Source organism: Paenibacillus terreus, assembly GCF_042138595.1.
GTDB lineage: Bacteria > Bacillota > Bacilli > Paenibacillales > Paenibacillaceae > Paenibacillus > Paenibacillus terreus.
Genome location: NZ_JBHIRX010000006.1, coordinates 94,053 through 108,867 on the forward strand (window position 1 = coordinate 94,053; position 14,815 = coordinate 108,867).

The window sequence follows — 14,815 nt, forward strand, 5'->3', positions numbered from 1 at the left end:
CGATTGACAATATGTCTAAAGTGTGACAATATATTTTTCGGAAACGTTTCCTATTTTTTTAGTTTTAATGTTTTAAGCATTCGAATTTTGAGGAGTTTTCATTTTTAGTTAGAATTGGGAGATGACTTCATTGAAAGCATTAAGATGGCATGGTGTAAAAGACGTAAGAGTGGACAACATCGAAGAACCGGCTGCCCTCAAGGGCAAGGTTAAAATAAAAATTGAATGGTGCGGCATTTGCGGCAGCGACTTGCATGAGTATGCGGCAGGTCCGATTTTCATTTCGCAGAACAGCCCCCACCCGCTCACCAATGAAAAAGCCCCTGTTGTCATGGGACATGAATTTTCCGGTCAGGTTGTTGAGGTCGGCGAAGGTGTGACCAAGTTGAAGGCAGGCGACCGTGTTGTGGTGGAACCGATCTTTGCCTGCGGCAAATGTACGGCCTGCAGACAGGGCAAATATAATCTGTGCGAAAAAATGGGCTTCCTCGGACTTGCCGGAGGCGGCGGCGGTTTCTCGGAGTATGTCGCTGCAGATGAGCATATGGTGCATAAAATTCCGGACAGTGTATCCTTTGAGCAGGGCGCTCTCGTGGAGCCTTCGGCAGTTGCGCTGTACGCCGTTCGCCAAAGCCAGTTCAAGGTCGGAGACCGTGCGGTCGTGTTCGGAGCCGGTCCGATCGGACTGCTCGTCATTGAAGCACTTAAAGCATCCGGCGCATCGGAAATTTATGCGGTGGAGCTGTCCGCTGAACGCAGAAATAAAGCGGAAGAGCTGGGAGCCATCGGCCTTAACCCTGCGGAAGTGGATGTCGTGCAGGAAATCCACCGCCTGACAGACGGCGGCGCTGACGTCGCTTATGAGGTAACAGGCGTGCCGGTCGTATTGACTCAGGCCATTGAATCCACCAAGCTGAGCGGCCAGATCATGATTGTCAGCATTTTCGAGAAAGAAGCATCCATTCATCCGAACCGGATTGTCATGCAGGAGCGCAACATCGCCGGCATCATCGGTTACCGCAACGTGTTCCCTGCTGTCATCAGCCTCATGAATCAAGGCTACTTCTCCGCAGAGAAGCTGGTTACCAAACGTATCGGTCTGAATGATATTGTGGAGCAGGGCTTTGAAGCACTGCTGAAAGAGAAAAATCAGGTGAAAATCCTCGTTTCTCCAAATCTATAATATTGAAAAACGAAAATAGCCGGACAAGGCGGATCATTCCACACCGGCTATTTTTTCTTTTATGTAACAATTATATATAGTTTACTGTCTTTTTTTATTATTTCGTATACTCTCTCGATTTTCCCAAAGCAACTTACGAAGATTAGACTTCGAACCTTCAATCTTAAAATGAGGAATATGATGTTCTTTCGCAATAGGAATGCAGCTCGTTGTTGCCTCATGGGAGTTTGCAGTAAGAAGATAAAAAAGCGCATCGGCTCGACGCAGCTTCGGATGTATTCTGGATGGCGTTTCTCCACTATCATGATGGATTTCAGCTCCCGTTTCCTCGACAACGGAGTCGAACCATTTCTTTAATCCTCCGATGATGACAATCTTACACCCTTCGAGGAAGGGTTCGGCTTTGGTACCAGTCTGCCTATATTTCTCTTTTGACCCGGCAGCGGTGCTTCCGTGGATTGACCGCTCTTTTTTTAGCTTCTCCTTGGTGAAATATTCCTTTTCATACCTGGTGAAGAGTTTGGACAATCGGGCATGCTCTCCGCCGTGAGCAACATTAAACAAACACGGATCACCATCTTGAGGATTTTGAATTTCAATATCCTTTTCATACAATGGGAACCGATGAGTTGGGTCAGACAGATCCACACAGTAGTATTTGAAGTGTTCACCAAGTTCAATATATCCCATATATTGGGTCATTGGGGCATAGGCATCATCCCCTTGGAAAAGAACCCGAATCATATAATTTGTGGAACCATCAGATTTACGTGTTGGTGTACATTCAACTTCAGCTTCATGCTCTATAACCAAGGAATTTACCAATGACTCAGGAATATTGAAAGCTGCGCCGTTTTCCAGCTTAATATAACCACCATGATCCAATCTATAAAAGGTACCCATTTGTGAACGGGTAGTTTCATCGTTTTGAATACTTCCCTTTGGATCAGGTATTTTTACTTCTTCCAGAAGCAATTCCAGGGCATTCATGAGCTGAAAGTGATCGTTTATTTTTCTTCTTAGCTCTTCCCGCTCTGTCCGGATTTCAAGACCGCTTTTCAGTTGAGCAAAATTTTGATCAATACCTTGATTCAGATACTCTAACAGCATCTTTCCTGCTTCGTTCAAAGATATATGGATAGAGGGTTTTTCCTCCTTCATTTGCTTTAGAGCCGCTTCATACCTTTGAACTGTCCGTTGTTCGCCAGCTATTAACTTTTCTATTTTATCCTCATAATTTTGAATGTTTAGCTGCTCATTTGCTATTTGCTTTTCAAGTGTTTCCTGAAGGTTGTATATTTGATCGTTCAGATGATCCTTTTCGATTTCCAGGTCAGTGGTTTTATTGCGATAAAATTGCGTAACTTCCTCCATTTCAGACAACTTTGCCTGCAAAGAGACATTCTCAGATATTAAAAGTTCGCTTTTTTGTTGTAAACGAGTCTGGCTTTTTTCCAAGCTCCTCATTTGTTTCTTTAAGCTTTCTGCCTCTTGCTCTGCCTTTACTCTTAGATCCCGCTCCTTTGCAACGAGAGAGTTCTCTTTTTCTTCTTTAGTTTCATCTTTTGAAAAAGTCAGATCTTCAGTCACTGCCACTTCCTTTGAAACATCAGTAAAGGTTGTCATCTGCTTCCCAAATTCAATGAGGCGCTGCTCTATGTTGTTATCATTTATAGGAAACATTCGCAATCCCCAATAAAAGTGGGCCGGTCCATATTTCTCGATGATCCTGCATTCTTCAGACAAAAATTTATCCACGGCAATTTCTTCAGGTTCGCCATAGATATCGAATATAAGATTAAAGATTTGCTGGTAAAACAATATTTTTGTTTTTTCTTTTGAATACTTCGTTCTTAATAAGGTGATTAGTTGAGAATCAGGAAAAGGTTTATTAGAAAAGGTTTTGATGCGGATATTCATATTTAATGCGAAAGCTCTTTTTTTCTGATCAGTAGACTCTTTTAACAGGAGTGATAATTCACTTAAGGGAAATGGAGAATTCATCTGCTTCAAAATAGCCAGGTTAAAGCCTTCACTTAATTTTACCTCGATCTCATCCGCCAACATTCCAAAAGTTTTCAAGAGTTTTTTACTTATCATCTGCTTCACTCCATTAAAAAGTTTGATTATAAATAAATAACCTCAAAACAGACGAAAAACGCCAGATTGAGGTCATTGATAGTAGAATATAAGACTTATTATACCTTTGCGACAGTCAGACGAAAAGGTGATATCTTAAGGTTCTCATTCCCTGCATCCGCGCGAAAAAAGCCGGAGAAGGAGATCACTCCATTCCGGCTATTTTTCATCTATGAATAAACAGGATGCCCAGTATGATTACAGGCGGAAACGGGATGGTTCATTCTTGATCTGGCTCCACGTGTAGCGCAGCATCCATATATCCCAATCCGTGATCACCTGGGAGTTGCCTGCCCACATAATGGTGGGGACAGGAAAACCTCCCGGCGGGCGATCCTGAGGCTGATAAAAATCAGGCAAGCCGAAGCCATGCCCTATTTCGTGGCTGACAATCACATTCGTGCTGGAGTTAACAGTGCTGAGGATATAATCCTCGGACATCCGCTGCCCCCAGTCTCCGCCGGCTCCTCCACCAAAGTTGGTAGTCCCCCAAAGGTACATGTCAAATCGTTTATCTAATCCGCCGGGATATTGATAGTTCGGATCGTTAAAATGGTCAAATCTCGACAAAGCGCTTGGCGCCACCGGCAGCTTGGCGGGAATGCGCGGATCGGTTTTGCTCAAATCGTCGATGATATAATCCGTATATACGATTTCATTTGGCTGCTTATTCAGAATCTGATTCGCATTGGTAACCGCCCAGCCAACAACTTTGACTTGAATTTGGCCGTATGGCCAGCCGTCATAACCTTGAAGATGCTTGGTCCAGTTATCCATTTGGCGCTGAAGCATGGCCGCGATATCTCTACGCTGCTGAAGTGTAACCGCTTTGTCAGACTGCCAGCGTACCACATAATTTATGGTCCCTTTTCCCGCGAAAATCTGATCAAATATCAGATTCCTTCTGACGGTAGAACCTTCCCTGACCATTCTATTATTCCAAACCCATTCAATAGACGATCTGTAAGCAGACGGCATATCCGCAGGCGTCAAGGCAGCAACTGAAGGGGAAGTATTTTCAGAACGATCACCGGCATTGGCGGATAATGAGGCCCCTGTCGTTGTTAGAAGCAATATAGCAGCTATCATTGAAGTAAATAACGTGCGGATCCCTCTCATCTTGAACATGGAATTACCTCCTTCTTGTCATTGAGAATGCATGCAGACAATGACCGGCGGTACACCTCCAATCTATTAAAAGGAGTTATTTCCAACTAAATAGAATAAATTGGATGATCAAATTCTAACATTAACAATCAACAAATTGTAGTGACATTTGACATAAAACTTCTTTTACTAGAAAAATTAGTATAAAAGTCTGATAGAAAAAGGCCGTCCAAGGAGCTTCCCTGAACGGCCGTTTTATAGTTCATTTATTGCACTCAGATTGCCATTCACACGAATTATCTGGTGTTTGCCGCACTTTTCAAGCGGCGTGCAATCTCAGCAAAATCCTCTTCTGAAATGCCTGGAGCAAACTCTTCCTCCACTTCCGGATACTCCGGTACAGGCACGCCTTTCGGAACCCCATGTATCACTTCAAGCGGCTGCCCGTCTTCTGGATGAGTCCCTTTCCAGATTTGGTCAATCGTCTTGAAGTCGCTGTCACTATAAGTGTAGAGCTTGGTATGAACACCCTTCTCCTCATATTTTCTTGCTTCGCTGAATTTCCTGTTATCCAGTGAAGGAATAGGAATCAGCTTGGTCACGTCCACACCTGTCGCCACTTCCAGCGCTTTGGCGTATGCCACCACATGAACGCCTCCCCGTACGAGCAGGAAACCCACAACCTCTCGGGCGGACGGATGATCGGTCATTTCGTACACCTTCATTTTGTGAGTTCTTGCCCCGACCTCAAGGAAGAAATTATGCAGCAAGTCCTCGATCAGATTGCCGCTGTTGAACACGTTGTCGCCTGTCCACGGTCTGCCCATGGAATCCAGCGGCATTGCACCTTGTCCTCCGGCAAGGAACGGCAGAGAAAGGCGGACGTCTCTGACGGACTGCAGGGGTGTCTCATCCGGCTTGCCCGGTGCAGTGGAACCCTGCAGACAATGATTGATGGCATGGGACACAAGCTCCACATGACCGAGCTCTTCGGCCGTGATACTTGTGACCAGATCGTAAAACGGACGAAGCTTGCTTTTGCTGCGGAAATTAAAGGATTGATACAGGTAATTATTCAAGGTCGACATTTCTCCGAATTTTCCGCCAAGCAGCTCCTGCACGGCAGCGGCTGCGTTCGGCTCAGGGCGGTCCACTTTGGGAATCTCAATCAAAATCTCGTCCAGGCGTTTAAACATTTCGTTACCTCCAATTCAGATTTAATCAAGGAAAACTGGAGCTGAAAGAAACATCCGGCAGAGCTCATTGGGAACATCCAAAATATCCCATACCCTTTCAATAAACATCGTTAGGTGTATATAAACTGAATTCATAGAATTTTCATAATTTATGGTCAGTTTCCAAGCTGGAAGAAAAACACAAGTGGCACACAGCCTGTCGACCGGAGATGGCTTCAGAAAACACGGCTGCACTTTTCTGCAAATGGATGCCTTTAGTCACATAAAAAAATAGGAATCTGCTCAGAGAGGAATTTTTTGCCGAATGTGTTACTCTATACAGGTCATTATAAAGAAGATTTATACAGGGGGAAATATGCTTAGAAAAATATGGTTGACTTTTGGCGTACTCACGATCTTCGCAGGATTGCTGGCAGCATGCAGCGATGACCGGAATAACGGCAGCTCCGAACCTGTTAACACCGTTCCTTCCAAGACAGAAAGCAGTCAACAAGCAAGCGAAGAGCCAAGATCAATCGATCTTGGAAAAGCAGAAAAAGGAATCTACACCAACAACTATTTTGGCGTTTCTTTAAGCTATCCTGAAGAATGGCATGTGCTGGACACGGAAGCCCTCAATGAGGTGGCGGAGGTCGGCTCGGATACAATTCAAACGGATAGTGCATTAGAGAAGAAGTCCCTGGAATGGGCACAAAAAAGAGTGCTGAATCTGTTCGGAGCGTCCGAGCTCCCTTTGAGCGAAAGCACTCCAAATACGTCAGTTATGGTGGTAGCGGAAAAAATCCTCAAGCTGCAGAACATCAACTCAGGCGCCGAATATTTGGAGGCGTCCAAAAAAATATTGATGAAATCAGAGCTCCCCTATGAGTTTGAGCCTATTAAACCTGTAACTGTAGGCGGCAAGACGTTCGCCGTGATGAAGGCGTCTATTGATTTTGGCGGCAATGAAATCATTACGCAATATTACTACAGCATCCTTTTGGATAATTATACTTTTAATATCATCACGACCTCTTACGATGACGAAAGTCAGGCTGTAGTACAAAAGATTATCGACTCGGTTACATTTAGATAGAAAAGATACAGAACTCAAAAAAGACAGGTCCCCTGGCAGAGACCTGTCTTTTTGCTCTATACGGTGATCTTATTCCGTTCTGGAATACTAGAGATAGGTGGTTCATTCGTTTTTTCTGCGAGATCATTGTTATTCATCCAGGTAGCGGCTCAGCTCTTCTGTATACCGTTCAATAAAGTTCAAAATCAGCTTCTGCTCGTGCGGAGAATAGCTGTCGAAATCCCGGTCGATATCCGCGCTGCGGGATTCGTGATACCGATAATGGCCTTCAAACGCAAGCTGTCCAAGCTCTGTTAGCCGAAAATGGACTTCCTTCTTATTGCCCTCCAATTGATACTTGGAAATCAGGTTTTTGGACACCAGCTTGGTAATCGTTTTTGAGGCCGTCCCCTTCGTAATATTTAATATATGGGAGAGCTCTGTAAGATTGGAATCCGGATGGCGGCCGATGGCTTCAATCATATGGATTTCCGAATAATATAGTAACATGCCTGCCACGTATTCTTTTGGCCGTTTATTGAGGAGATTATAGATTTCGAACATCCGGCCCAAGGCCAGATCCACTTGGATATGAAACCGATCCAATAAAAACGCCCCTCTTAAAAAGTATCGCCCAGCATCGGACGGACCGTAAGCTCCTCGACAACCGCCTGCGGGCTTAAGGTAAGCATTGCTGCAACCAATATGCCGATGTCGCTGGCTTCCAGCAAGCGGTCCGGGTCCGTCCGTTCATCAGGCACACGCTTCTCCGTAAACGTGCCCCCCGGATGAATAAGCGTCACTCCAACCCCGGCCGGCTTCAATTCCTCCCGCAGGCCCAATGTGTAATTCCGGAGTGCTGCTTTGGAAATGCCGTAGAGTGAGGTATCCGCTCGCAGCGCCGCCGTGGACCCGATCACAAATATCCGCGGGTATTCACCCTCCCGGATCAGCGGCAGCAATTTTTGCACCCAATTGTAGTTGGATATGACATTGGCCTGCAGGATGCGCTCCAGCTCATGGGCGTCAGGCTTCGTAACTGAACGGGTGTCGTCAAAGAAAGCGGCAGCATTCAAGATGAGCACGTCCGGATGAAATTGCTGTTCCTTCATATAAAGGATGAGCTTATCCGGCGCCTCATGGATCGTTTGGTCTGCAGGGTAGACGAGCGTGTGCTCCGCAAGACTGGATTTGGCTTGGGCTAACGCTTCTCCGCTTCGGCCAACCAGCAGCAGTTGATGGCCGGCGCGAGACAGCTGCCGGGCAATCGCGTATCCGATCCCCCGGCTGCCACCCGTGATAATAACCCTCATGATAATTCCTCCACTACAACTTGGATTCCGCCCGAAGACCCGGTTAAATAAAATATTCCGTATCTTTGCTTATTACCGGATTATTGATTTCCATATAGATTTTTTCCACGATTTTCAGAAGCTCCATATCATTTCGGTTTCGCGGCCTTTCGAACGGAACTTCAAAAATTTGCTGGATACGTCCGGGACGCGGGCTAAGAAGCACAATCCTTGTTGCCAAATATACGGCTTCCGACACATCATGCGTAATAAAGAAAATCGTCTTCTTTTCTTTCTGCCAAATGCGTATCATTTCATCCTGCAGGGTCAGCCGGGTGAGATGGTCCACCGCGCTGAAGGGCTCATCCATGAGAATGACGCGCGGATCGGCAACGAGCGTGCGGGCAAGACCTGCCCGCTGCCGCATTCCTCCGGAAAGCTGATGGGGATACTTGTCCTCGAACCCGGCAAGTCCTACTAGCTCTATCGTTTTCTGCACCCGGTCGCGGCGATCATCACGGCTGACGCCGGCAATCTCCAAGCCGAATTCAATATTACGGCGGATGCTTCGCCATGGGAACAGTGCCGAATCCTGAAAAACAACGCCGATCTCGCGGCTCGTTCCGGATTGCGGAACCTCGTCCAGCAGCACCTCTCCGCTGGTTTGGGAGAGCAGACCGGCGGTAATTTCGAGCAGTGTGCTTTTCCCGCAGCCGCTTGGACCGAGCACACACACAAATTCGCCATCCCGCACCGTCAGGTTGATATCCTGCAGCGCATAGGTTTGCTCTTCATCGATATTTTCGTACTCCTTGGTGATGTGTCGAAGCTCGATCGTAGGCATGAAATCAGCTCCTTTCCATTCCCCCTATTATTTGTCCGATTTGTATTTGCCCAGCTTCAGCCTCTTGGCCACATGCTCCGCAAAGGTGTTGTCAACCGTGCCGTCCACCGAAATTTTGTCCCGCTGCATTCCATATTCAGTCAACAGATCCTCGGTGACCTGGAGGCGTTTCGTATCAACGATCGGGTCGTTCTCCCAGAGCACGCTTTCCGATTCAATCGCGGTACGGGCCGTCTTCTCATCCAGGTTCAAATATTTAGCCGCCCAGGGAAGGAATTCATCCATATGTGTTTTGGCATATTCGTTGGCATAGAAATACACCTCCAGTACACGTTCCACAACTTCAGGCTGTTCGTTGATCAATTTCTCGCTGGCAACCAGCACCCCTGTTTGATATTCAGGCATAAACTCCCAAGTCTTGGCGAGCACAGTTCCCTTGCCCGATTGTTCCGCCATCGTGGCAAACGGCTGGTGAATAATCGTGGCATCCACTTCACCGGATTCAAACGCGGCATAAGCGGATTGATACACGCCATTCGGTACGAGCTGAACATCCTTTTTCGGGTCAATGCCGTTCTGCGAGAGCACGTCCATCAACGTAAGGGCCATACCGCCGATGGGCTGTGCGGAGCCAACGACCTTGCCCTTTAAGTCCGCAAACGATTTGATCTCAGGCTTGGCGATAATCCAGTAGGCGCCGCGGCTTCTCCACATGTTGCTGACAACTTTGATTTTAACGCCATTGACAATAGCAGGAATGTAGGTACCCGGATCTCCGTCCGCGATGTCGACTTCTCCGGCTCCGAAAGCGGCTACCGGGTTGATCGTATCAACGAAGTTCAAGTGAATTCCGGCCTCTTCATACCATCCTTTGGAGATGGCGAACTGATTGGCGATCCCCGTCATCCCCTTGGAGAAACCGGCGGTAATCGTGACTTCCTTATTGTCGCGCCCTTTCCAAGGCGGCTTCCCGGCAGCAATATCCACTGTCGTATTGTCCAGCGCGCTTGAAGCTGCTGCTTCCGTACCACCGCCCGCTTCAGATGAACTTGAGGAAGCAGAATCACCCTTGGAAGAAGAGCCGCAAGCCGCGAGTGTAAAAACTAACGATAACGCGATGACTGCACCTATTGTTTTGTTAAACCGTTGTTTTGAGTACATGTTCTTCTTTCCCACCCTTTTTCAGTTTAAACTCAGATGTTACGGCTCGGCATCCAGCGGCGGCATACCAGTCTCTCGATCAGGTTGATCAGCCCGACGAACAGCACGGACAGTACCGTCACCACAATAATGATCAGATGCAGTCTTGGCGTGTTCAGGACAGCCTGGGATTCATTCAGCAAAAATCCCAAACCGTTCTTGGCCGCAGCCATCTCGGCAAATACCACGCCGGTGATCGCTGTAGCAGCCGTCACCCGCAATCCATTAAAAATGGAAGGCAGCGCCGAGGGCAGCAAAACCTTGAACACCGTTTGCGCCCGGCTGGCTCTAAATACTTTGGCCAGCTTCAAATGCTCGACCCGGGTTTGCTTGGAGCCTGTCACGGTGTTGTACAGAATATTGAAGAAGCAGAATAGAATCACCAGGATGACCTTGCTTTTGAATCCAACGCCGAACCATACGATGAGCAACGGCATGATGGCCGTTTTCGGAATGGCCATGATCGCAGCCATGAACGGGTCAATCAGCTTCTCCAACAACGGGAATGAGACAAACAGCACGCCGAGGCCGATGCCCGCCACAACGGAAATGGCGTAACCGAGCGCTACCTCCTGCAAAGAAACGAACAGATGCGGCCAAAGGGTGTTTTCTTTTAACATATAAATGAATTCCTCAAAAATCTGCGATGGCGAGGCCAGGAAAACCCGGCTTACCCACTCATTGGACACCGCCAGCTGCATGCCTGCCAGCAGTACGGCAATAAACACGATGTGTACGGTTCTGATCCACAGGTTCTTCACTTTTGTGTCTTTTTTGGTGCGCACCGCCATGTGATATCCCCCTTTCCTCCCGATGCCCCAGCGGCTACCTCAAGTGATACAAGGAACCATGAACTTCGACGTATTGCTCGGACACACCATCCAGCCCGCTGTTCAATCCGACCAAAAACGGCCGTTCGCCCCTGGCCTGCAAATACTTCCAGGCTAATCCTTCAAGATCGGGCTCAATAAATATCAGTTGAAAGTTTCCAAGGTGCAGGGCTTGCTTCTTGCCCTTCCAGTAGTCATCATATACAGCCTCCCCGGCCTCGAGGCTGAGCCATTTAGCCCACTGGCTTACCGTCTCCTGCAAATCGCGTACCGTAAAAGCCACATAATCCAGGGCAAGCGGACCGCGAGCGTGATCCGCGATGGTTCCATTTGCCGTCAGATCAGCCCTTCTCGCCTCATCGGAATCGTCCCATTGGATAAAGAAAGGAAGCGGCAGTCCTTCATCCGGCAATCCGGCGAACAAGAGCTTCCATTGCAGCAATTTCCCGTCCGGTCTTCTGCGGGAGCAATCCACGGGACCGATCACCTCCAGGCCCTGAGCGGCCAATTGGGCCGCCAGCTCATCGATCTGTTCGGTTCGCAGTGCAATCCGGCTGAGCCCTTTGACATATCCGTCTCCTGCCAGTGTATCGACCAGCCCATACCGGTGCGTCTCCTGGTGGGGGGGCAGCAGCTTCGGGTCGAAGATGCCAATCCATTCGATATAACGCAGATCGAAATACGTCAGTGCGTTATACGTTCCTATGGACTCATGTCTTCCGCCCTGTACCGTATGAATCCCCAGTTTGGCAAGCTCTGCAGGCGCATGCTCGGGCTTATCCACAAAATGTACCGCATGGTCAAATGTTAAACGGGCTCCCATGGCTGATTCCTCCTTCTGTAATTAGGGATGAATGATGATTTTGCCGAAAAATTCCCGCTCTTCAATCAGACGGTGCGCTTCTCTGATGTCATCCAGCGGAAGCACGCGGTCAATGACCGGCTTGAGCTTTTTACGGCTTACCAAATCCAGCAATGTGTGCAAGTCCCGTTCTCCCCAGCCGTTGGACCCGATAATCGAGATTTCTCTGACCCAGACGTATCGCAGATCGGTGACGGCCTCAAATCCCGTCGTCGCTCCGCAAGTCAGAATCCGCCCCCCTTTACGGGTCGCTTTGATGCTCTGCGGCCAGGTGGCTTTCCCCGTATAGTCCACCACAACATCCGCGCCTTGCTTGCCCGTCAGGCTCCATACTTCCTTGGAAAAATCCGTTTTATTGTAATTGATCACATGATCTGCTCCGAGCTTCTTCAGCTTCTCCGCCTTGCTGTCGGAGCCGGCTGCCGCGATGATGCGGGCCCCGGCCAGCTTGGCGATCAGCACGGCGGCATTTCCAACTCCGCCGCTGGCTCCCAGAATGACGATAGTCTCGTTAGCCTGCAGCTTGCCCTGCGTGATGAGCATTCTCCAGGCTGTTCCATATGCGATGGGCAGTGCCGCCGCTTCATCAAAGGAAATGTTATCGGGAAGTGGAATCAGATTTCCGGCCGGAACCTTTACATATTCCGCCAGCCCTCCCGTCGTATCCTCGCCCAAGGCCCCTTTGCCCGGAATATGCGGGTCGATCAGGACACGGTCTCCTGGCGTGACATTTGCCACTCCTTGACCGACCTCTTCGACGATGCCCGCAACATCGCCGCCTGAAATATGCGGCAGCTCCAGCTTTCTGCCGGGAATTCCCCTTCTCACGAATATATCCAGATGGTTAAGGGATACAGACTTTACTTTAACCAGGACTTCACCGTGATCGGCCACCGGTTTCGGATAATCTCCCACGACAACGTTATTGCGATCTCCATGTTCAAGAATTAGCGCTGCTCTCATGATGGTGTGCTCTCTCCTTTTTGTAATTGTTCAGCCAGCATTTGCTTCAAGCGTGTCCGGTCCACTTTCCCGGGACCTGTCAGCGGAAAAGCGTGCAAATCATAAATCTCGCGTGGATGTGCGTAGGCCGGCCCCCGTTCAATGAAAAATCGTTTAATTTCCTGCTTGTCGATGGGCTGCCGCGTAACCACGAAAGCGGCGGGCACCTCCCCTTTGAGTGCATGAGGGATCGGGAGAACACAGGCATCCTCGATGTGCGGATGCTGCAGAAGAATGTTCTCGACTTCCTTCGGGTACACATTCTCTCCGCCCACATTGATCATGTCGTCCTTGCGTCCGACGATGTAGACGTACCCCTCGTCATCCTGCCATGCCATATCTCCCGTCTTCAGCCAGCCGTCCTCTGTTATCCGTTTTTTGGTCACCTCCGGAAGGTTCCAGTATCCGTCCGCAACGCCCGGATTGCGCACCCACAGCTCGCCGATTGTTCCCGCAGGGACGTCTTCTTCCAACAGGCTTACAATCCGAATGGAACCTCCCGGCAGGGGAAAGCCGGCTGAGCCGGGCTTATGCATGCCTTTCCTTGATTCCAGAACGACAGGCCCGCCTTCTGTGAGACCATACCCTTCGTACACCTCGATCCCCATCCACTTGCTGATATCCTCCAGGAGCTCCACCGGGGCATCGGATGAACCGCATATGGCATACTTCAGTGAGCCAAGATCGTAGGAAGCGGATGACTCCTTCAAATGAGTTACGAGCATGCGGTAAAGTGCAGGCACACCGGAAATATAGGTGCATCGATGCGTCTCAATCGTTTGTAATATTTCGGCTGGCTCCGGCGCCGGAAGAATGACAGCAGAAGAGCCGGAATAAAACACGGCCTTCATGGACAGCATGGCGTTCTTGTGATACAGCGGCAGTGAAATGACAATCCGGTCGTCGTGCTGCAAATCGCGAATTTGCGCAATCGCGGTGACATTCCACAGCTGCCCGCCATGCGTGAGGCGACAGCCCTTGGGATTTCCTGTGGAGCCGGAAGTGTATGGGAGCAGGCATAGGTCGCCTTCCCGGGTCGGATATACATCCAGATCAGGATTCTGGGACGGCAGAAGTTCGTCGTATACTAACGAGTTCAATCCAAAGTCGGACGGATAGGATTCTGCAGTGCAGATTACGCTGGACACGACGTCTGCCTGTTCCTGAATGATCCTCGCCTTGTCCCCCATGGATGCGTGATATACCAATATGCGGCTGCCGCTATCCCTATAGATATAAGCCAGCGTGTCCGCACCCAGCTTCGAATTCATAGGTACGGGAACCGCTCCGATGGACATCAATCCGAAGCATATTTCCAAAAAACGAAAATCGTTGGCAAATAACACCGCCACCCGGTCTCCCGGCTGAGTGCCAAGTCCTGCAAACAGGTTGCCTGCCTGATTCGTACGGCTCCCAAGCTCCCCGTAGCTTATCGTTCTGCCTTGAGCGATAATGGCTGGGCTTGAAGGTGCACGGGAAACCGAGGAATGGATGATGTCTGCAAAATTGTATGTGTTCATCGCTGCTCCACCTTTTTTTCTGAATATCGTTTTCTCGCTACTCCTGTTTGGAACTGAACAATCCCCTTCCTATCGCGATCTGTTTGCCGGATACGTCGGTGGCGACAATATCGGCGATACTGACGGTTCTCCCCAGCTTGACCACCGTAGCGGTAAAGAGCAGATCACCCGCCCGGCCTGGCCGCAAATAGTCGATTTTGAGATCGACCGTTGGCACCGGCTGATTGAGCCGGCTGAACACCGCGAAATATCCGGCGATATCGATGACCGTTGCCAGAATGCCCCCGTGGATATATCCATCGGCCGATGTGTAAAAAAGCTCATTATAGGGCAGCCGGATCGTAATCGATTGATCGTTGATTTCCTCGAGCCGGATGCCAAGAAATTGATGGAACCTGGAACCGGTCAGGACCGGCTCAATTTCCTCACGGCTTAATAGCGCAGTCATTCTAGATGTCCCCCCCTTTTTTGTTCGCCCTTGAAACATTTTTAATCATACTAAACCGGTAGGAAATTAATGTCTAATTGAACTTTTCTATTAGTTCAAGGGATTTTCTATAATCATTGACTCATGACCCTCCGTGTT

14 protein-coding genes are annotated in these 14,815 nt (G+C 48.9%); 2 read left to right on the forward strand and 12 right to left on the reverse strand.

Annotated features, from left to right (window positions below):
- The first annotated feature begins 130 nt into the window (after positions 1-130).
- Positions 131-1,183 (forward strand): 2,3-butanediol dehydrogenase, encoded by a 1,053-nt coding sequence (locus ACE5KN_RS13110; RefSeq protein ID WP_375524927.1) that lies wholly within the window; start codon positions 131-133, stop codon positions 1,181-1,183.
- Positions 1,184-1,264: 81 nt separating this feature from the next.
- On the opposite strand, the gene ACE5KN_RS13115 is transcribed toward ACE5KN_RS13110, so the two are convergent.
- The 3 genes from ACE5KN_RS13115 to ACE5KN_RS13125 form a co-directional block, all read right to left on the reverse strand.
- Entirely contained in the window at positions 1,265-3,265 is a 2,001-nt protein-coding gene (locus ACE5KN_RS13115) for a hypothetical protein (RefSeq protein ID WP_375533086.1), read from the reverse strand.
- A gap of 255 nt (positions 3,266-3,520) precedes the next feature.
- Positions 3,521-4,450 carry a dockerin gene (locus ACE5KN_RS13120; RefSeq protein ID WP_375524925.1) on the reverse strand — a complete coding sequence of 310 codons (930 nt, stop codon included), beginning with the start codon at positions 4,448-4,450 and terminating at the stop codon, positions 3,521-3,523.
- A 275-nt stretch (positions 4,451-4,725) separates the two neighbouring features.
- Positions 4,726-5,625 carry a manganese catalase family protein gene (locus ACE5KN_RS13125; protein ID WP_375524924.1) on the reverse strand — a complete coding sequence of 300 codons (900 nt, stop codon included), beginning with the start codon at positions 5,623-5,625 and terminating at the stop codon, positions 4,726-4,728.
- Positions 5,626-5,980: 355 nt separating this feature from the next.
- On the opposite strand from ACE5KN_RS13125, the gene ACE5KN_RS13130 reads away from it, so the two are divergent.
- Positions 5,981-6,700, forward strand: a complete 720-nt coding sequence (locus ACE5KN_RS13130; RefSeq protein ID WP_375524923.1) for a hypothetical protein — start codon at positions 5,981-5,983, stop codon at positions 6,698-6,700.
- A gap of 129 nt (positions 6,701-6,829) precedes the next feature.
- Here the strand turns inward: ACE5KN_RS13130 and ACE5KN_RS13135 are convergent, their stop codons facing one another.
- The 9 genes from ACE5KN_RS13135 to ACE5KN_RS13175 are packed head-to-tail and all read right to left on the reverse strand — an operon-like array spanning position 6,830 to position 14,677.
- Complete coding sequence (locus ACE5KN_RS13135; protein ID WP_375524922.1) at positions 6,830-7,285, reverse strand: MarR family winged helix-turn-helix transcriptional regulator; 456 nt, start codon at positions 7,283-7,285, stop codon at positions 6,830-6,832.
- Positions 7,286-7,299: 14 nt separating this feature from the next.
- Positions 7,300-7,992 (reverse strand): SDR family oxidoreductase, encoded by a 693-nt coding sequence (locus ACE5KN_RS13140; protein ID WP_375524921.1) that lies wholly within the window; start codon positions 7,990-7,992, stop codon positions 7,300-7,302.
- A 43-nt stretch (positions 7,993-8,035) separates the two neighbouring features.
- Entirely contained in the window at positions 8,036-8,815 is a 780-nt protein-coding gene (locus tag ACE5KN_RS13145; protein WP_375524920.1) for an ABC transporter ATP-binding protein, read from the reverse strand.
- 27 nt (positions 8,816-8,842) lie between these two features.
- Positions 8,843-9,976: an ABC transporter substrate-binding protein gene (locus ACE5KN_RS13150; protein ID WP_375524919.1), complete on the reverse strand. Its 1,134-nt coding sequence runs from the start codon at positions 9,974-9,976 to the stop codon at positions 8,843-8,845.
- 32 nt (positions 9,977-10,008) lie between these two features.
- The gene (locus tag ACE5KN_RS13155; RefSeq protein WP_375524918.1) at positions 10,009-10,806 is read right to left on the reverse strand and encodes an ABC transporter permease; all 798 of its coding nucleotides are present in this window, start codon (positions 10,804-10,806) and stop codon (positions 10,009-10,011) included.
- A 34-nt stretch (positions 10,807-10,840) separates the two neighbouring features.
- Positions 10,841-11,668 (reverse strand): VOC family protein, encoded by an 828-nt coding sequence (locus tag ACE5KN_RS13160; protein WP_375524917.1) that lies wholly within the window; start codon positions 11,666-11,668, stop codon positions 10,841-10,843.
- Positions 11,669-11,689: 21 nt separating this feature from the next.
- Positions 11,690-12,670, reverse strand: a complete 981-nt coding sequence (locus ACE5KN_RS13165; protein ID WP_375524916.1) for a zinc-binding dehydrogenase — start codon at positions 12,668-12,670, stop codon at positions 11,690-11,692.
- Positions 12,667-14,229, reverse strand: coding sequence for a class I adenylate-forming enzyme family protein (locus ACE5KN_RS13170; protein ID WP_375524915.1), 1,563 nt, complete (start codon positions 14,227-14,229; stop codon positions 12,667-12,669). Before ACE5KN_RS13170 ends, ACE5KN_RS13165 begins: the two co-directional genes overlap by 4 nt.
- A gap of 37 nt (positions 14,230-14,266) precedes the next feature.
- Positions 14,267-14,677, reverse strand: a complete 411-nt coding sequence (locus ACE5KN_RS13175; RefSeq protein ID WP_375524914.1) for a PaaI family thioesterase — start codon at positions 14,675-14,677, stop codon at positions 14,267-14,269.
- Between the last annotated feature and the right edge of the window lie 138 nt (positions 14,678-14,815).

Bases quoted from the DNA above. Each gene is read 5' to 3' on its own strand.
- ACE5KN_RS13165 (WP_375524916.1), bottom strand. From the start codon at position 12,670: ATGAGAGCAGCGCTAATTCTTGAACATGGAGATCGCAATAACGTTGTC.
- ACE5KN_RS13170 (WP_375524915.1), bottom strand. From the start codon at position 14,229: ATGAACACATACAATTTTGCAGACATCATCCATTCCTCGGTTTCCCGT.
- ACE5KN_RS13160 (WP_375524917.1), bottom strand. From the start codon at position 11,668: ATGGGAGCCCGTTTAACATTTGACCATGCGGTACATTTTGTGGATAAG.
- ACE5KN_RS13145 (WP_375524920.1), bottom strand. From the start codon at position 8,815: ATGCCTACGATCGAGCTTCGACACATCACCAAGGAGTACGAAAATATC.
- ACE5KN_RS13175 (WP_375524914.1), bottom strand. From the start codon at position 14,677: ATGACTGCGCTATTAAGCCGTGAGGAAATTGAGCCGGTCCTGACCGGT.
- ACE5KN_RS13130 (WP_375524923.1), top strand. From the start codon at position 5,981: ATGCTTAGAAAAATATGGTTGACTTTTGGCGTACTCACGATCTTCGCA.
- ACE5KN_RS13140 (WP_375524921.1), bottom strand. From the start codon at position 7,992: ATGAGGGTTATTATCACGGGTGGCAGCCGGGGGATCGGATACGCGATT.
- ACE5KN_RS13125 (WP_375524924.1), bottom strand. From the start codon at position 5,625: ATGTTTAAACGCCTGGACGAGATTTTGATTGAGATTCCCAAAGTGGAC.
- ACE5KN_RS13150 (WP_375524919.1), bottom strand. From the start codon at position 9,976: ATGTACTCAAAACAACGGTTTAACAAAACAATAGGTGCAGTCATCGCG.
- ACE5KN_RS13120 (WP_375524925.1), bottom strand. From the start codon at position 4,450: ATGTTCAAGATGAGAGGGATCCGCACGTTATTTACTTCAATGATAGCT.
- ACE5KN_RS13155 (WP_375524918.1), bottom strand. From the start codon at position 10,806: ATGGCGGTGCGCACCAAAAAAGACACAAAAGTGAAGAACCTGTGGATC.